Here is a 17001-nt window from a genome sequence, read left to right as displayed (position 1 = left end):
AGTGAAAGTCCTGTAAAAAAATTTCTATTCATGCTTTTAGTGCTAAACATTGCCACGACTGACTGAAAATTGCTAAAATAAGAAAGATGAGAGGAGAGATTTATTTGACAACTTTTGACGAAAAACTGGCCCGTTATGCGGAACTTGCTGTAAACGTAGGTGTTAATATTCAACCGGGGCAACCGCTTTATATCAACACTACCTTGAATGCTGCACCTTTTGTACGCTTAATTGCAAAAAAAGCCTATGAAGCAGGCGCCAGACAAGTCCACGTGGACTGGAGCGATGACGAAATTACACGCACCCGCTTTGAACTGGCTCCAGAAGATTCGTTTGCAGATTTCCCTTCCTGGAAAGTACAGGAGCGTGAATTGCTGGCTGATCAAGGAGCTGCGTTTATCAGCATTATGTCTCAAAGCCCGGACCTTTTAAAAGGCATTGATTCGAAACGGATTGCCGCTTCGCAAAAAGCAACGGGAACGGCACTCAGCAAATACCGCCAATATGTGCAATCAGACAAGATCAGCTGGACCGTTCTTGCCGCCCCTTCCAAAGAGTGGGCAGTCAAAGTCTTCGCGGAACTTCCGGAAGATCAGCAAATGGACGCGTTATGGGACGCAATATTCAAAGCGGTGCGCGCCGATTTGGACAATCCGGTACAAGAATGGCTGGACCATGATAAAACTTTGCACACGAAAGTGGATTACTTGAACAATAAAAAATACACTAAACTACATTACACTTCTCCAAAAACAGACTTGGAAGTTGCATTGCCAAAAGGCCACTTGTGGTGCGGTGCAGGATCTGTAAACGAGAAAGGCCATACATTCATGGCAAACATGCCGACTGAAGAAGTATTCACTGTGCCGGACAAAACAGGCGTCAACGGCTATGTTTCCAGTACGAAACCGTTAAGTTATGGCGGCAATATCATCGATGATTTTAAAATTACGTTTGAAAACGGCAAAATTGTCGATGTTACTGCAGCTGAAGGCGAAGAAGTGTTAAAAGAACTTGTTGCTACCGATGAAGGTTCGCATTATCTGGGCGAAGTAGCGCTCGTGCCGCATGAATCGCCGATTTCAGCTTCGAATATTTTATTCTACAATACCCTTTTTGATGAAAATGCATCGAACCATTTTGCGATTGGCAGTGCATATGCCTTCTGTATCGAAGGCGGCAAAATAATGTCGAAGGAAGAGCTGGCTGAACAGGGCCTAAACCAAAGCATTACCCACGTCGACTTCATGGTCGGTTCCGGCGAAATGGATATTGACGGAATCCTGGAAGACGGCACTCGTGAACCGATTTTCAGAGCCGGCAACTGGGCTTTTTAAGTATCATTATTTTGACACTTAATTTATCGTGGGCTATCATGTATACTTAAAGTGATAATTACAGACACGAGAGGAGTTATCATTATGTTAGAAGGCGTTACAATCGTTATGGGCTTCATGGTAGTTATTTTCTTGTTCTTCTTTACACTCTTGCATTTTCTGGGTAAAGAGCTTCATGCACACGATGCGGAGCATGTAGATCCACTACCGAAAAAAAGATATTGAAAAAAAACCGTTCTCTTATTGAGAGCGGTTTTTTCATGGCTGAATTCGGCACCTGCTCCCGCAGCAGGAAACCTATTTTCTTTTAAGATGGCCCAACTCGCGACTATATACCCTCAATTCCGATTTTTTCAATATAATTCACCTTTCAAATGTCTCATTTTCTGCTTCCCTTCTTTTTACATTAATTTTTCATGGTAAAATGTAAGATGGCACTTGTTTATAATTAGGAGGAGTTTAGGCATGTTTTCTTCAACGGATATTGGAATTGATTTAGGAACTGCAAATATTTTAGTTTATACAAAAGCAAAAGGCATTATTTTAAACGAACCTTCAGTGGTCGCATTGGATACAAAATCAAATAAAGTGATTGCGTTCGGCGAAGATGCCAAAGCTATGATTGGCAAAACCCCTGACTCAATTCGAGTGGTCCGTCCCTTAAAAGAAGGCGTTATTGCAGACTTTGACGTGACCATCGAATTGTTGAAACTGGTCATGCAAAAAGCAGCCAAACAAATCGGCGGTTCTTTCCGCAAACCGAATGTCATGATTTGCACGCCTTGCGGTGCCACTTCCGTCGAACGGCGCGCCATCGTGGACGCAGTGAAACACAGCGGCGCAAAAAGCGTCCACTTGATCGAAGAGCCGGTGGCAGCTGCAATTGGCGCAGATCTTCCAGTCAGCGAACCGATTGCCAGCGTCATCGTAGACATTGGCGGCGGCACGACTGAAGTCGGCATCATTTCCTTTGGCGGCGTTGTATCAGCCAATACAGTACGAGTTGCGGGTGACCGCATGGATGAAGACATCATTCAATATGTCCGCAAAAAATACAATGTGCTGATTGGCGAGCCTACCGCTGAAAATATTAAAAAACAAATCGGTTATGCCTTGATCTCTCACGAAGAGGAAACCATGGAAGTCCGCGGCCGCGATATCATGACCGGTTTGCCAAAAGTCGTGAACTTGACTTCAACGGAAATCCAGGAAGCTTTAAAAGAATCGTTGCTGGCCATTCTCGAATGCATCCGCGCTACGCTGGAAAACTGTCCGGCCGAATTGTCTGGGGATATTGTAGACCAAGGCGTAATCATTTCAGGAGGCGGCGCCTTGCTGAAAGGCCTGCAGCAATGGCTATCTGAAGAAATTTCGGTACCGGTACATATTGCACCGCAGCCGCTGGAGTCTGTCGCAATCGGCACTGGAAAATCGCTTGTCATGCTTAACAAATTGGACAAAATCGCACGTTAAGCCCAACGGTCCGGAAGCATTGTGCTTACGGGCTGTTTTTTTCTGCAAAAAGGATTAAAATAAAAATAGGCTTTCTAAAGGAGGAACCGAATATGTCCATGTTGGAAGATATTTTGGAGTACAACGAACAATTTGTTGAGAACAAAGAGTATGAGCAATACATAACCACTAAATTCCCCGACAAGAAAATCGTTATTCTTACTTGTATGGATACCCGGCTATTTGAAATGCTGCCTAAAGCCATGAACTTGAAAAATGGCGATGTAAAAATCGTAAAAAGTGCCGGTGCTGTCATTAACCACCCATTCGGAGGAATCATGCGCAGCCTATTTGTCGCTGTCTATGAATTGAAAGCAGAAGAAATTTATATAATCGGCCATCATGACTGCGGCATGTCTGCCATTGATCCGACTTCCGTGCTCGAAAAAATGAAGGCACGTGGAATTGATGAAAAAACCATCGAGCAATTGAAATATTCCGGAGTGAACATCGAGGACTGGCTGCGCGGCTTTGATGATGTCAACGAAAGCGTACGCCACAGTGTAAATATGGTGAAAAACCATCCATTAATGGACCGTACTGTACCGGTTCACGGACTGGTAATTGATCCTACTACGGGCAAACTTGATATTGTTATTAACGGAAACGAAAACCGCTGAGAAATCTCAGCGGTTTTTTTCTGCTCACTATAGTTAAACACTCTATGCTGTTAGTTCGGAAACATTAAGAATTCCCTTAAAGTGCCCTGCTTATTTTTTAAAATAAAGATAATCAAGTGCAATTCCCTCTTTGCCAAATTGGCGCAGGAACGAAGTAACTTGTCCTCTGTGGTAAGTGCCATGATTGATAACCGTGAAAAGCATTTCTTCGCGCGAGTTCTCGAATTCATCGCCGCGCATATTTTTAAACGTCAGCTTCTCCAGCCATTGCTCTTCCGTCAGTGAAGACATATACAATTCCATTTCTGCATGCAGCAGCATAAACGCTTCGATGGCTTTTTCTGATGTTTCGACATCGAAGTATTCAAATGCCGGATTTTCGGTTGCGGCCATCCGCATCAGCCACAGTTTTTCGACGCCGATGACGTGTTCCATCGTTTTTTCGATGGAAGCGAAAGAATTCTGCCCTTCTCTCCGGTAAAGTTCCTTGCCCAGCGATTGGACGTGCCGAAGGCATTCCAGAGTGGCCCATTGATGATAGGAAAACAATCTTTGTCTATCCATCTTGCAATCTCCTCCTCAGCCTTTATTCTGAAAACCATCTGGCAAGTGCATTCCACCATTTTTTATAGGCGGCCTTGCCCTTTCAAAATTCACTTTCCAGGATGGCGTATTGGAAATGATCTTCCCATACCCCGTTAATATAGAGAAACTCGCGCAGCAGCCCCTCTTTTTGATATTTCGATTTTTCGAGCACGCGAATCGAACCTGTATTTCTCGGAGACACGTATGCTTCAATCCGGTGCAGCCGGAGCTGTTCAAAGCCGAATGCTGTCACAAGCCCTACTGCTTCCGTCGCAATCCCTTTTCCGATGCAGGCTTCATCAATGGAATAGCCAACCAGTGCACTGAGAAAGGGAAGTCGCTTAATGCCGTAGATTGAAATATGCCCAATCATATTATTGGACTCGTGCTCAAAAATCCCAAAGCTGTACTCGCGGTTTTCTCTCGCCTGATAGATTGATTCCCTTATCTTTTCACGCTGGACCATGGCTGTGAAATAACTATCTTGATGGCGGGGCTCATAAATAGCCCAATAATCCCGATTGCGCGACAGTAATTGCACCATCTCTTCCGCATCATCCACTGTTAAATTCCGAATATAACATGTACGCCCTTCGAATAGTAAATTCATGGCATCATCCCACTGAGGAAACTAGCGCGTTAAAATCTTCAGCATCTTTCACACAAAGCGCGATTCCTTTTTCCCAGAACGCCTGTTGTGTGATGTCTTCGCCCAAATGCTTCATCGCCAGGTCTTCAGCTGTCATAATAGCCGTATCGCGCAGAAGTGCCATATATTTTTCTTCAAATTGGCTGCCTTCTTCCAATGCTTTTGCATAGATGCTCAAGGAGAATAAATAACCGAACGTATACGGGAAATTGTAAAACGGGACATCGGTGATATAAAAATGCAATTTGGATGCCCAGAAATGCGGATGGGTGGATGTTAATCCCCCTGCAAACCCTTCTTGCTGCGCTTCTTCCATCAATTCGTTTAAGCGTTCAGCCGATACTACCCCGTTTTTGCGTTCTTCATAAAAACGCGTTTCAAACAGGAAGCGGGAATGGATGTTCATGAAGAAAGCGACGCTCCGCTGCAATTTATCTTCAAGAAGCGCTAACTTCTCTTCTTTAGACTGCGCATTTTTAACGGCCGCATCCGCGACGATCATTTCTGCAAAAGTTGAAGCCGTTTCTGCAACATTCATCGCATATGAGCGGTTTAGTGGATGAACCGGCTGCATGGCATGGCTGTGGAAAGCATGGCCTAGTTCATGCGCCAATGTGGCAACGTTTGACATTGAGCCGCTGTAAGTCATGAAAATCCTTGATTCTTCGGTCATCGGCAAACTCGTACAGAATCCGCCTGGGCGTTTGTTCGGCCGGTCTTCCGCTTCAATCCAGCCTTTTTCAAATGCTTGGACTGCAAACTTTTGCAGTTCCGGACCAAACTTCCCGAAATGCTCAAGGATGAATTCCGCACCTTCCTGATACGCATATTGTTGCGTACTTTCCGTTACCGGTGCATCCACATCAAACCAATCCAGCCCATCTTTTCCAAGCATCTTGCCTTTTTTATTCAAATAATCAACAAAAGGCTGTTTGTTTTTGCTGATGGCTCCCCACATCGCATCCAAGGTTTCCTGCTTCATGCGGTTCATATGAAGCGGTTCTTGAAGAACGCTGTCCCAGCCGCGTTTTTTATAGACTTCCAATCGGAATCCTGCAATTGAATTTAGAGTCTTGGCAAAAAACTCTTCTTTGTCCGTCCATGCCGCTTCCAGTTTTTCATAGGACTGTTGGCGGATGGCTGCATCCGGATCTGAGCTTAAGTTATTGGCTTGGCCGACAGAAAGATCTTTTTCTTCCCCGCTGATGTTCATCTTGATTTTGATATCGCCCACCAGCATGTCATACAGTTGGCTCCACCCATGGTAGCCCTCGGTACTAAGCGAAGTAATGATGTTTTCTTCTTTTTCGGAAAGCAGCATATTTGCTTCTTCTCGCCATTCATTCAACACAAAACTGAATTCTTTTAATGATTCCGATTCTAAAAGTGCCGTCCACACATTTTCTTCCGTCTTGGCCAATTGCTGCTGGATCGCCTGAAGAGCCGTCTGAAAACGGGCATTTAATACAGCGTCTTCACTTTGCAGAATCGCTGCTTTTTTATCTTCGGTATTTTGAGCCTGGAGGCACCCGATGAATGAGCCCGCCTGGTTCAATTGCTGCATGATGCCTTTGACTGTCTCCAGCATAGCTACAATGGCTGCCTCGTCTTTCTCTGATGCCGGTACTTGAAAGTTTTTAGCCAGCGCTTCAAGTTCCGCTAAATCAGAGTTTGTCTTTTCAATATGTAAACGCAATTCTTTTGAGTTGCTTCCCCCTGGAAAAAGAACTTCCAAATCCCATACTTCCGGAAATTTCACCGTCATTGTGTTACCCCCTGGTAAACTAAATTTTCTAAAAACACTTACTAGTATAGCATTATTATTCGGCAGGCGGAACAATTGAAGCAATCCTTCTTCTCCAATATTTTTTTAAAAGTGTCGGCTTCTTCACAAACTCCCTTTTATTTCAATTTTTTTGGAATTGCAGTTTGTTGTCCCCTACAAGGACAGTTATACTTAAAACAGAGGAGGGATCTCTTATGTTTAGGATACTGTTGATGACTATTGCTTTTATAGCCATCATTGTAGTAAACGCTATGGCCAATATCCTGCCAATAAATGGACAGACAACTGGAGAAATTTCCAATCGTCTCCCGGTCATGTTTACACCCGCTGGTTATGTATTTTCAATCTGGTCAGTTATTTACATCTTGCTGGCTATATGGATTATCGGTTTTTGGGTCCGTCTGAAAAAAGGACAAATTCCCCCATTAAAAATCACCGCATTCTTTGTATTAAGCGCATTGTTCAATATTAGCTGGCTGCTTCTTTGGCATTACGAATTCTTCGGCTGGTCAATCGCAGCGATGATTGGGTATTTGCTGGCGTTGATTGGGCTTTATCTTCAATATAGCAATGAAGAACGCGGTCTTTTTGAACGTTTACCTGTAGCCGTCAATATGGGATGGATCAGTGTGGCTACAATTGCCAATATCAGTTTTGTCCTTACCTACTATAACTGGAGCGGCTGGGGACTGAGCGATCAGCTATGGACGGTTATCATGTTGACTGTCGCAACTGCACTTGCACTTCATATTCGATTCCATCATTCCGACATCCCTTATGCCCTTGTGTTCATCTGGGCATTTATCGGCATTGCAGTTAAGCATCAAATGGATGAGCTGCTCGTTACGACAGCGTCCTTATTTTTAGCAGGTGTTATATTAACCGGAATATTGCTCATCAAAAAAAGACCCTGAGAAGGGTCTTTTTTTGTGCCTTAATCTATTTTCGTCAATAATACCGGTTCGCCTTTTGTGACCAGTACCGTGTGTTCAATTTGCGCGACCAGTGACTGATCCGGTGTGATGAACGTCCAGCCGTCTCCTGATTCCACAATATGTTCGGATTTCTGGGAAATAAACGGTTCTACTGCCAGAACCATTCCTTCTTTTAAGATTGTTGTTTCCCACGCATCGTAATAATTTAAAATATGTTGAGGCGCTTCGTGAAGAGATTTTCCAATTCCGTGGCCCGTCAAGTTTTTAATAACGAACAATCCTTGCTGTTTCGCTTCGCGCTCAACCGCTTTGCCGATCTGGTTTAACTTTGCGCCAGCTTTCACTTTTGTCATCGCACGCTCAAACGAAGAAGCGGCAACTTCGCAAAGTTTTTCTTTTTCCGGATAGCCGTCCCCGACAACAAACGAAATGCCGGTATCGGCAAAATATCCTTCGTACGAGCCGGATACATCAATGTTGACCATATCGCCCTCGTTAATTACCCGTTTCCCCGGCATGCCGTGGGCGACTTCTTCATTTACGCTGATGCATGTATACCCTGGGAAATCGTATTCTGATTTCGGTCCGGACACGCCGCCCATTTCCTTGAACATGCGTCCGCCAATCTCATCAAGTTCTTTCGTTGTAACGCCGGGCTTTGTAGCAGCTTTCATAGCGTCACGGATTTCAGCGACCATGCGGCCCGCTTTTTTTAGCATTTCAATATCTTTTTCTGTAGTGGCAATCATTTAGTACCCTTCTTTCAACTTGTCTACCCAAAATTATATCATAAGAAAAGCGCAGATGCCCGTAAAGCACCGTCATTTGCTTGAATCTCAGCATAACAAAAAGAGGATTATCCGGTAGATAATCCTCTTAAACTTACGCTTTTGTATCCACCAGTTTAGGTGCCGTTGCGAAGAGTGTGGAACACACAACCGCGGCGACCAAAAATACCGGAATCATATAAGTGGCATTGTAAACTGCTGAATAGATCAATACATTGCCTTCTGCAAACATGCCGAAAAAAAGAATTCCGGTAACGACGTGGACCACATAACGCAGAACGGAGCCGATAAACAGCCCAATCACTACTGCCGCAATCATGCCGCCTGTCCGGTGTTCATGCGAAGCCTGCAAGTACCTTCTGCGCATGAGGCCGGCAAGCCCAACTACACCGTATGCCAATAGGTAATCCAACAAGACCTGCAATACGACAAATCCAAACGACAGCGGCGTAACCGAAATGACGCCGGTGACGATTTGCAGCAGGCCAACCAGCAGACCGGTTAACACACCGGCTAAAACACCTCTGCGAAACGCCATCAAGACGATCGGAATCATTACCAAACTCACTGAACCGCCTTGCGGCATTTTGAATGCCACAAAATCCAGCACGTATCCCAACGCTCCGAAAATAGCGATTTCCACCATCAGTAAAACTCGTAAATTTCTCATGACTTCCTCCTTGTGTTGTGCACATCACCAGAAGGGCCGCAGAAAAAAACCATATAAAAGCGGCGCTAGGACAGAGCCTGGCGCCGCGTTAAGGACCGGTTTCTATCCACATCCCTGCGCAAGCATTAACTTACAGGTTCAAAGGGTAAGAACAATATGTTCACTCTCAGCAAATAGCTCCCCTTGTGGTGTATACAATTATTTCGTTATCACCTGTATTGTACACAACTCCCTGACCGAAAGCAATTCCGTTTCAAACTGATCCATTAGGGTACTCTTTTAGATATGAGGAAAAACAGAAAGGTGGTGTTGGCAGCGGAACTTTAGCTGCCATAAATAATGATAGAATTGCTTAAGGATTTGATTAAAATTGAAAGTGATACAAAAGAAGAGGCGAACAAGGCGCTTCTTTTTTGCGCCGACTGGCTTAAACAACAGGGGCAGGAAGTAACGGTCCATGACAACGAAGGTTATTTAATGCTGACGGCAATTAAAGGCCAAGGGCCCGAAACCATTGTTTGGAACGGGCATGTCGACGTCGTTCCGGGACACGCCGACCAATTTGTTCCAATGGAAGAAAATGGTCGGCTTTACGGACGAGGGGCTGCGGATATGAAAGCCGGCGTAGCTGCCATGATGCAGGCTTTTGTCGACCTTGAGGCTGAAAAATTGCCGCGCGTTGTGCAATTGCATATTGTCACCGATGAAGAAATCGGGGGCCGCCATACATCTAAATGGCTTGTCGAACAGGGCTTCCATGGCGATTTTGTCATCTGCGGCGAACCGACGGGACTGAAGGTCGGCTTGCAGTCAAAAGGCATATTGCGCATGGATATGACGTTCAAGGGCAAACCCGCTCACGGCAGCCGGCCATGGGAAGGCATCAATGCGATTGAATCAGCGATGAAATATCATATGGCTATTGCTGAATTGCCGTTCCGTAAAGAATCCACCGAATACTATGAGCAAACTTCCGTTAACTTGCCGATCATCAATGCCGGCGACCGCTATAATGTCGTTCCGGAAATTTGCCATATGTCCTATGATATTCGGTTTATGCCGGGACAGGACAAAGACGAAATCGTCCGGCAGATGGCGGAACTCGCAAAAACCTTGAATCTCGATATGGAATACAAAGCAAGCGGCTCCACGCCTGCACTGACTACTTCGGAAGAAAATCCATACATTCAATCCCTGAAGAAATCCATTCAGCAGGCAACAGGGGAAGATGCCGTGCTTTTCGGTCAACATGGAGCCGCTGATACCCGTTATTATGCACTGGTGAACGGCGGCGAAGGAGCCATTGAATTTGGTCCTTCCGGGGACGATTGGCATGGGAACGCTGAATATGTGCTTCTTTCAAGTGTCCACGATTACCGTAAAATCCTTGTTTCATTGGCCTTTTCATAAAGATCATGTTTAAAAAAGAAACGATGAGGGAAATTAGTCTATACCTCACTTATGATAGGAGAGATTGCTATGGGAATAGGTCGAATCGTAAAAACCGCTATTAAAATAGCACCAGTTGCTTATCCAATTATCCGCAAAGTCATGCAAAGCAAAAAAGCTGGCGATACGAGCAAGTACAAAACGACTCCAACAAAACGTACAAGATAAAAAACCGCTCCGGGTTCTGCCCGAAGCGGTTTTTATTATGCATATGGAATGGCTTCACGCAATGCCAAATAATGATCGTCCAGCTGGCTGTGGGAAGTTGCTGAAGAAACGTCGTTCTGCCCGTCTGCTTCATCAGCTCCATTTTCCTCCTGCTCTTGGATGATTTCTTCAAACGTTTTTGGGTCAGCTGCCGGCAATTCCTGGTCTTCCACTTTCCAACCTGGCTGGTAGGCGTCCAGGAAAGCATTGGCCATCGCCTGATACCCTTTCACATTCGGGTGCACATCTGCCGGATTCGGCACTTTATCCGTGCCGTTGTCTCCAAATGCTCTATCAATTGCCACAAATGTTGCCCCTGCCTTTTCAGCACTTTGCTCTAAAATCATGTTCAGGCGATCAAGCTGCATCGCGGTGCCTTCTTTTTGTGAATCCCGTACGTGGGGATAGGCAAAATAATAACCCATTACATAAATGTCCGCCTGCGGTGCCGTTTTTTTCATTTCTGTTAAGATTTTTTCCATGTTTAGGCGTGCTTTATTCAACGCAAAATCGGCCTGGATTTGCTGAAATACCAATGTTCCTTGTGCGGAATTCGACTGGACGAGCCGCAGCAGATCGTTCGCTCCGGCAGACAAGGTAATGATATTTGCAGCGCTTAAAACTTCCTTTGCCTCCGGTGACTGAATTCGTTCTAAGACGTCTTCAGTCGTAAACCCGGGAAAAGCCAGATTTTTTGAATAAAACGCTACCGGCTGATGGCTTGCTAATTCCTGTGCGATCAAATCCGAATAGCCTGTATCAATTTGAGAATTCGGCGTCTGGCCGGCAGCGAGCGAATCCCCTACCGCGATGTAAACCGCAGGCATTTTCACTTCTGCCTGAACCGACATCGTGCAGCCGAACAACAAGGCGAATGCCAATACCGCAATCCAGTAGTTCTTCAAATTACTCACCTCTTAGAATGCCCAGTTTCCTTCGCGGAAAATCGGCTCTTTTGTGCCATCGCTCCGGATTCCGTCAATGTTCATGCCGGCGCTGCCAATCATGAAATCTTCGTGGACGATGGATGTATTCAGGCCAATCGACTCCAGTTGAGTCCGTTCCAAATCGCGTGCGCCTTCGCAGCAAGTCGGGTAGGAATCGCCGATTGCCAAGTGATTGGATGCATTTTCATCAAAAAGCGTATTGAAAAACAAAATGTTTGAATCTGAAATCGGCGACTGGTGCGGCACCAAAGCCACTTCTCCAAGGTAAGCAGCGCCTTCATCCGTTCCAATCATTTCAGCGAGAAGCTCCTGTCCGACTGCTGCCTGCGCTTTAACAATCTTTCCTTTTTCAAACGTCAATGTGAATTCGTCGATAATATTCCCTTGATAAACGAGTGGTTTCGTATTGCGTACAACACCTTCAACGCCATACTTCAACGGAACTGTATAAACTTCTTCAGTCGGCATATTGGCGATGAACGGATTTCCTTGCGGCGTCTTTGCAGCACCGGACATCCAGATATGCTTTTCAGGCAATGCAATCGTCAAATCTGTTCCAGGGGCTGTGTAGTGCAGCTTGTCAAACCTTCTGTTATTTAATAAACTTGCCCGCTTTTCCAAAGTGGCGATATGCTCCTGCCACTTTTTCACCGCATCTCCTTCGCCAATGCGCACGGTTTTGAAAATCGCTTCCCATAGTGCATCCATCTGCTTGCCGCTTTCCAAATCCGGGAACACTTTCTGCGCCCATTTTTGAGATGGAATGGCCACAATCGACCAAGCCACTTTATCCGATCCAACTGCCTGCCGGTAACGTTCCAAAGCTTTTCCAGAAGCTTTCTGGGAGTCCGACAATCTTTTCGCCGGAATGCCGGTCAATAAGTCCGGATCTTCAGCATCAATCCATAAGAAAGAACCGCCGGTATCAATGATTTCGTCGCGCTGGACAACAGACCATTGTGGATATTCCTGGAAAGCTTCGTCTGGCGCCATTTCAAAATGCGTGCGCGTTTGCACAGGGTCCGTGTAGTTGACGTAAACGCGCTTTGCGCCTGCTTCGTATGCTTTTTTAACCACCAAACGGGTAAATTCAATCGTATCGACCGTAGTATTGATCATGATGGTTTGGCCTTTTTGGACATTCAATCCGACGTATACGGTCAAATCTGCGTATTGCTCCAACTTTTCCTGGAAAGTCATCGTCTGTTCCCCTTTTCAGCAATGGTTTTGCTGTTTCCTTCAATCAACTGGCCGCCGTGCAGAACTTTCTGTACCGGTTTTGAAGGCAGCTCTTTAGTGAATTTCTTATAATGGCGCTCATCTTGGTAAGCCAGAAGCGTCAGAACTTCTCCGTCCGCTCCTGCTCTGCCGGTACGTCCCGAACGGTGCAAATACTGCTCAACGGTCTGAGGCACATCGACATGGATAACATGTGTCACTGCATCGATATCAAGGCCGCGTGCTGCCACTTCCGTCGCAATCAGCACCGACACTTCCCCTTTGCGGAAAGAATCTAGTGCTTTTTTCCGCTCTTCTTTTTTCATTTCAGAATGCAGCGCAACAATCTTTGCATCACGGAATTTCAATTTTTCTTCTTTCATCAGCAGCTGATCGAGGTTATTGACGAAAGCCAATGCCTTCATCCCGTCAATATGTGAAATTCTGCGAAGCAAATCGGTTTTATCCCGCTCTTCCACTTTAATGAATGAATGCGTCACTTTGCCGAGCATCGGCAAGTCTTCTGCTGTTACCTGGATGCGGGTCGGGTGCTGCATCAAACGCTCAGCTACCAGTTCCACTTCCTCTGTAATCGTCGCTGACACTAAAACAAGCTGGCGCTCATTCTGTGTTTTTTCAATCAAATCTTTCATAACACCACGATGTTCACGGGCCATCAACTGGTCACCTTCATCGAGTACAAGTATTCGGATTTCATGCATTTTCAGTTTTTTGCTTTTGACCAGTTCGTTCAAACGGCCTGGCGTTCCCACCACAATTGTCGGTTTCTTCTTCAGTTTTTCCAGCTGGCGCTGCACGTTCGCTCCGCCAATCAACTGTGCCACTGTTACGTCCGTTCCTTCCGTCCATTCGCGCAGCACATTGACGATCTGCATCGACAATTCCTGGGACGGCGCAATGATCATTGCCTGAATGGATTTTTTAGCCGGGTTAACGCGCTCAAGGATCGGCAGTACATAAGCCAAGGTTTTCCCGGAACCCGTTGGGGACTCAGCGACGATGTCGTTGCCGGCCAGCATTTCCGGAATCATTTGTTCCTGGATCGGCATAGCTGTTTCAAATCCTGCTTTTTCCCATTTTTCTTGCCAAATCGGATTTAGTTCTTCTATAAATTTCATGTCGTATTCCACCTTTTTTTCGATGCTAATAGTGTACCATAATTGATGCTGCATCGCGATAAGCGCAGGTGGTGCAAGCCTTGTCTGCATTGAATATAAAAAAGACGGGTCCAGTAACTGGACCCGTCTTCTAGGCTGTGACAAGTGAAGCCTTTATTCATTTCGCTCCAAGTGGACGCTTTCCGCGGGCACGGCTTCAGCCGCTTCCTTCGCTGCGCTCCGTCCAGGGTCTTCAGCTCGTGCTGTTCCCGCTGGAGTCGCCACTTTCCGCTACATTCGGGTCACTCTTTTTATAAAGTTCTCTTTTTATCAGAAAGAGTGGAAGAGTAGGCATGCTATTTATTCACAGTTCACTGTCGATATGGAGCAAACCAGCGGAGAAAACCCCTACTGCTCCTGCGCAAGCTCGTCGCAAAGACTTAGCCTCGCAGGCTTCGGCTAATGTCTTGCCTGCAGGAAAGCGAGACAGCCGAGACCCCGCAAGAAATGATTGGGCTTTTCCCAATCATTTGCGACGAAGCTAGCGAAGCGATGCAGGAGCACAAGGTTTTCGCAGCGGCTGAGGAGGCTTGGCGGATCGCCCGCGGCAAGCGCAGCTGGGTTGCGGAATATCAGTTATATCTTTCTCAACAAGCTGAAAGGCGGGTCCAGTAACTGGACCCGCCTTCCTCAATTTATTCTGTGACTTCTTTTTGTTTGTAGACAATCTCTTTTTCAGCTTCCGTAGCAGGCCGGACCGGCTTTTTGATGAAGAGCGCCAATGCCAGTGCGACGAGTGCGATGAAAGTGGAAACAAAGAACGAGAAGTTGATGCCATCCAGCATCGCCAAATTCAAAATATCAGCTGGGTTGGTTCCGCTGGCAGCCAAGTCTTTTGCAGCAGTTTCCGTACGGGCGTTCATGATGGAGATCAGGAACGCAGAACCGACAGCGCCTGCTACTTGCTGCAGCGTGTTATTGATGGCTGTACCATGTGGGTATGATTTCATCGGCAATGTGTTCAAGCCGTTCGTCATAACCGGCATCATGACCATTGAAATCCCGAACATCCGCAATGTATAAATCAGCATGATGTTAAGGAAACTCGAATCCAGGCTTAATTGGCTGAACATATAGGTAGTCAAGACAACAATCGCAAGACCTGGAATCGCCAGCACTTTCGCGCCGAAGCGGTCAAACAGCCGTCCGGTGATCGGCGACATCGCCCCCATAACGAGTGCACCCGGCAACATCAAAAGGCCGGATTCAATCGGGGAGATGCCTTTGATCGTCTGAATGTAAATTGGCATCAAGATCATCGCGGAAAACATGGACATCGAAACAACGACAGAAATCGCGGAAGACAAAGCAAACATCGGATATTTGTAAATTCGGATTTGAAGCAAAGGTTCGTCCAGTTTCAGCTGGCGGAAAACGAAAATTACCAGAGAAATGATTCCGACTGCGATAGTAGCCATAACCGTCGGATCTGTCCACCCCATCGTTCCGGCTGAACTGAATCCGTATAAGATCCCGCCAAACCCGAGAGTTGAAAGAATCAATGACCCGGTATCCAATGAGATGTTGCGGTCTTGGAAAGTCAGGTTCTTCAATTTAAATATCCCTAAAGCAAGCGGAATCAACGCAACCGGCAATACAATCCAGAACAGGACACGCCATGAGTAATGTTCAACGATAAATCCTGATAGTGTCGGCCCGATTGCCGGGGCTACGACCATGACAAGTCCGAAAAAGCCCATAGCTGAACCGCGTTTTTCAATTGGGAATGCAGCCAGCATCACGTTCATCAGCAATGGCATCATTAAAGCTGCACCTGCTGCCTGAACCATACGCCCGGCAAGAAGCACACTAAAAACTGGGGCTGTTGCAGCCAGTAATGTCCCCAGCGCAAACAGTGACATTGCGACGATGAAAATCGAGCGGTTTGAGTAACGCTGGATCAAATAGGCACTGGCCGGAATCAAAATACCATTCACGAGCATATATGCAGTCACAAGCCATTGTGCTGTAGAAGCTTCGATACCAAAGTCGATCATGATGGACGGCAGCGCAATGTTCAATAAAGTCTGGTTAAAGATTGCCACAAACGCTCCGGTAAAGAGTATGGCGATTATGCCATAAGGCGGTTTTTTCTGTTCTTTCATTCTTTTATTCCTCCGTATATTTCTTGCGTTTTTTCTTCATTTCACCATTCTATACTGCCTGTCTATTATTATCAAGCAAAATATACCGGTGGTCCAAAATGATTGATTTGCAAGCACTTACAAGATATGATGACAGTAGACTAACAGTATAAAGGTGAAAACATGAATCTAAAAAAACAGCAAATTATCAATGCAGCTTACACCCTGTTCATCAATAAAGGCTACAATGCCTCATCGATCCAGGACATCCTGGACGAAGCAGGAGTTTCCAAAGGGACTTTCTACAACTATTTCGCTTCGAAAGCAGAGTGCCTGATTGCCATTATGGAATCGATTGGAAGCGAAATCCGCCAAAAGCGGATGGCGGCAGCCGTCGGGAAACCGTTGAACAATAGCGATGTCCTGGCTGAACAATTATGCATCCGCATCCAGATGAACCGTGAAAAGAATTTGTTTTCCTTATATGAAAGTATTTTTTATTCACAGGACGAGGAATTGAAAAAATTCGCTCGGGAAACTTATTCTTCTGAAATCGAATGGATTGCGACACGGATTGTGGACGTCTTTGGCGAGGAGTCGCGTCCGTATGCACTGGAAAATGCAGCCGTCGTTCATGGTTCCATTCAGCAACTGACAAACGTTTGGAAACTTACCGCTGCCGAAGAGTTGCCGACAGAACAATTGTCGGCTTTTGTCATTAGACGTTTGAAAGAGGCCATTTTGAATCAGATGGAAACGAAAGACCAATTTATCACCAATTCAAAAATTCTTCTCGACAATATGAACGAAACCATGTCGCTCGAAGACCTCAGCACTAAACTAAAAACATTGCTTCTTGAGGAAGAAGACGACATTAAACAGCTGGTTTCTTTTTTAGCCGATGAACTGGTGTTGAAAACTCCAAGAAAGCCGTTAATTGAAAGCGTATTATCCACTTTGGCCAATAATTATTCCTACGAACACGAACTGGTCATTGCTCTCGAGAAAGTATGGAAAGAACTGCAGCATATGTAAA

Annotated in this window: 17 protein-coding genes and 1 riboswitch; of the genes, 8 read left to right on the top strand and 9 right to left on the bottom strand. The window is 45.7% G+C overall.

What is annotated here, in order from left to right:
- Nucleotides 1-104 precede the first annotated feature (104 nt).
- From QWY22_RS05265 to QWY22_RS05250, 4 genes are all read left to right on the top strand, one after another.
- Complete coding sequence (locus QWY22_RS05265) at nt 105-1337, top strand: aminopeptidase (protein WP_300983447.1); 1233 nt, start codon at nt 105-107, stop codon at nt 1335-1337.
- Between the two features lie 84 nt (nt 1338-1421).
- On the top strand, nt 1422-1562 hold the full coding sequence (locus QWY22_RS05260; protein WP_175557149.1) for a hypothetical protein: 141 nt from the start codon (nt 1422-1424) through the stop codon (nt 1560-1562).
- Nucleotides 1563-1802: 240 nt separating this feature from the next.
- Entirely contained in the window at nt 1803-2810 is a 1008-nt protein-coding gene (gene mreBH, locus QWY22_RS05255; protein WP_300983445.1) for a rod-share determining protein MreBH, read from the top strand.
- 92 nt (nt 2811-2902) lie between these two features.
- On the top strand, nt 2903-3469 hold the full coding sequence (locus tag QWY22_RS05250) for a beta-class carbonic anhydrase (RefSeq protein ID WP_053166936.1): 567 nt from the start codon (nt 2903-2905) through the stop codon (nt 3467-3469).
- A gap of 90 nt (nt 3470-3559) precedes the next feature.
- Here the strand turns inward: QWY22_RS05250 and QWY22_RS05245 are convergent, their stop codons facing one another.
- The 3 genes from QWY22_RS05245 to QWY22_RS05235 form a co-directional block, all read right to left on the bottom strand.
- Nucleotides 3560-4033: a DinB family protein gene (locus QWY22_RS05245; RefSeq protein WP_300983444.1), complete on the bottom strand. Its 474-nt coding sequence runs from the start codon at nt 4031-4033 to the stop codon at nt 3560-3562.
- An 82-nt stretch (nt 4034-4115) separates the two neighbouring features.
- Nucleotides 4116-4664 (bottom strand): GNAT family N-acetyltransferase, encoded by a 549-nt coding sequence (locus tag QWY22_RS05240; RefSeq protein WP_036805867.1) that lies wholly within the window; start codon nt 4662-4664, stop codon nt 4116-4118.
- A 4-nt stretch (nt 4665-4668) separates the two neighbouring features.
- Nucleotides 4669-6468, bottom strand: a complete 1800-nt coding sequence (locus QWY22_RS05235) for a M3 family oligoendopeptidase (RefSeq protein ID WP_300983442.1) — start codon at nt 6466-6468, stop codon at nt 4669-4671.
- A 215-nt stretch (nt 6469-6683) separates the two neighbouring features.
- On the opposite strand from QWY22_RS05235, the gene QWY22_RS05230 reads away from it, so the two are divergent.
- Nucleotides 6684-7403, top strand: a complete 720-nt coding sequence (locus QWY22_RS05230; protein ID WP_300983440.1) for a TspO-related membrane protein — start codon at nt 6684-6686, stop codon at nt 7401-7403.
- 20 nt (nt 7404-7423) lie between these two features.
- On the opposite strand, the gene map is transcribed toward QWY22_RS05230, so the two are convergent.
- On the bottom strand, nt 7424-8173 hold the full coding sequence (gene map, locus QWY22_RS05225; protein WP_300983439.1) for a type I methionyl aminopeptidase: 750 nt from the start codon (nt 8171-8173) through the stop codon (nt 7424-7426).
- Nucleotides 8174-8306: 133 nt separating this feature from the next.
- Entirely contained in the window at nt 8307-8882 is a 576-nt protein-coding gene (gene thiT, locus QWY22_RS05220) for an energy-coupled thiamine transporter ThiT (RefSeq protein WP_300983438.1), read from the bottom strand.
- A gap of 94 nt (nt 8883-8976) precedes the next feature.
- Nucleotides 8977-9076, bottom strand: a riboswitch (TPP riboswitch).
- Between the two features lie 145 nt (nt 9077-9221).
- On the opposite strand from thiT, the gene QWY22_RS05215 reads away from it, so the two are divergent.
- The gene (locus QWY22_RS05215) at nt 9222-10292 is read left to right on the top strand and encodes a M20 family metallopeptidase (RefSeq protein ID WP_300983436.1); all 1071 of its coding nucleotides are present in this window, start codon (nt 9222-9224) and stop codon (nt 10290-10292) included.
- 69 nt (nt 10293-10361) lie between these two features.
- A complete protein-coding gene (yxzF, locus tag QWY22_RS05210; RefSeq protein ID WP_300983434.1) occupies nt 10362-10499 on the top strand; it encodes a small protein YxzF in 138 nt (45 codons plus the stop codon).
- Nucleotides 10500-10534: 35 nt separating this feature from the next.
- Here the strand turns inward: yxzF and QWY22_RS05205 are convergent, their stop codons facing one another.
- The 4 genes from QWY22_RS05205 to QWY22_RS05190 all read right to left on the bottom strand — a co-directional run bounded on the left by QWY22_RS05205 (nt 10535) and on the right by QWY22_RS05190 (nt 15986).
- On the bottom strand, nt 10535-11452 hold the full coding sequence (locus QWY22_RS05205; RefSeq protein WP_367281293.1) for an SGNH/GDSL hydrolase family protein: 918 nt from the start codon (nt 11450-11452) through the stop codon (nt 10535-10537).
- A 3-nt stretch (nt 11453-11455) separates the two neighbouring features.
- Nucleotides 11456-12685: an aminopeptidase gene (locus QWY22_RS05200; RefSeq protein ID WP_300983430.1), complete on the bottom strand. Its 1230-nt coding sequence runs from the start codon at nt 12683-12685 to the stop codon at nt 11456-11458.
- Nucleotides 12682-13842: a DEAD/DEAH box helicase gene (locus QWY22_RS05195; RefSeq protein ID WP_220629823.1), complete on the bottom strand. Its 1161-nt coding sequence runs from the start codon at nt 13840-13842 to the stop codon at nt 12682-12684. The genes QWY22_RS05200 and QWY22_RS05195 overlap by 4 nt, the downstream gene beginning before the upstream one ends.
- A gap of 674 nt (nt 13843-14516) precedes the next feature.
- Nucleotides 14517-15986, bottom strand: a complete 1470-nt coding sequence (locus tag QWY22_RS05190) for an MDR family MFS transporter (RefSeq protein ID WP_300983428.1) — start codon at nt 15984-15986, stop codon at nt 14517-14519.
- A 162-nt stretch (nt 15987-16148) separates the two neighbouring features.
- Between QWY22_RS05190 and QWY22_RS05185 the strand changes: the two genes are divergently transcribed.
- Complete coding sequence (locus tag QWY22_RS05185) at nt 16149-17000, top strand: TetR/AcrR family transcriptional regulator (RefSeq protein WP_300983426.1); 852 nt, start codon at nt 16149-16151, stop codon at nt 16998-17000.
- Nucleotide 17001 lies beyond the last annotated feature (1 nt).

The sequence above is a fragment of the Planococcus liqunii genome (genome assembly GCF_030413595.1).
Taxonomy (GTDB): domain Bacteria; phylum Bacillota; class Bacilli; order Bacillales_A; family Planococcaceae; genus Planococcus; species Planococcus liqunii.
The sequence above is the reverse complement of the archived record's forward strand: the minus strand, read 5'-3'. Positions and strand labels throughout refer to the sequence as shown.

What these genes read in the sequence shown, in the direction of transcription:
- map (WP_300983439.1), bottom strand. Translation starts at nt 8,173, where the DNA reads ATGATTGCCACTACAGAAAAAGATATTGAAATGCTAAAAAAAGCGGGC.
- QWY22_RS05190 (WP_300983428.1), bottom strand. Translation starts at nt 15,986, where the DNA reads ATGAAAGAACAGAAAAAACCGCCTTATGGCATAATCGCCATACTCTTT.
- yxzF (WP_300983434.1), top strand. Translation starts at nt 10,362, where the DNA reads ATGGGAATAGGTCGAATCGTAAAAACCGCTATTAAAATAGCACCAGTT.
- QWY22_RS05195 (WP_220629823.1), bottom strand. Translation starts at nt 13,842, where the DNA reads ATGAAATTTATAGAAGAACTAAATCCGATTTGGCAAGAAAAATGGGAA.
- QWY22_RS05185 (WP_300983426.1), top strand. Translation starts at nt 16,149, where the DNA reads ATGAATCTAAAAAAACAGCAAATTATCAATGCAGCTTACACCCTGTTC.
- mreBH (WP_300983445.1), top strand. Translation starts at nt 1,803, where the DNA reads ATGTTTTCTTCAACGGATATTGGAATTGATTTAGGAACTGCAAATATT.
- QWY22_RS05235 (WP_300983442.1), bottom strand. Translation starts at nt 6,468, where the DNA reads ATGACGGTGAAATTTCCGGAAGTATGGGATTTGGAAGTTCTTTTTCCA.
- QWY22_RS05200 (WP_300983430.1), bottom strand. Translation starts at nt 12,685, where the DNA reads ATGACTTTCCAGGAAAAGTTGGAGCAATACGCAGATTTGACCGTATAC.
- QWY22_RS05260 (WP_175557149.1), top strand. Translation starts at nt 1,422, where the DNA reads ATGTTAGAAGGCGTTACAATCGTTATGGGCTTCATGGTAGTTATTTTC.
- QWY22_RS05245 (WP_300983444.1), bottom strand. Translation starts at nt 4,033, where the DNA reads ATGGATAGACAAAGATTGTTTTCCTATCATCAATGGGCCACTCTGGAA.
- QWY22_RS05240 (WP_036805867.1), bottom strand. Translation starts at nt 4,664, where the DNA reads ATGAATTTACTATTCGAAGGGCGTACATGTTATATTCGGAATTTAACA.
- QWY22_RS05230 (WP_300983440.1), top strand. Translation starts at nt 6,684, where the DNA reads ATGTTTAGGATACTGTTGATGACTATTGCTTTTATAGCCATCATTGTA.
- thiT (WP_300983438.1), bottom strand. Translation starts at nt 8,882, where the DNA reads ATGAGAAATTTACGAGTTTTACTGATGGTGGAAATCGCTATTTTCGGA.
- QWY22_RS05215 (WP_300983436.1), top strand. Translation starts at nt 9,222, where the DNA reads ATGATAGAATTGCTTAAGGATTTGATTAAAATTGAAAGTGATACAAAA.
- QWY22_RS05250 (WP_053166936.1), top strand. Translation starts at nt 2,903, where the DNA reads ATGTCCATGTTGGAAGATATTTTGGAGTACAACGAACAATTTGTTGAG.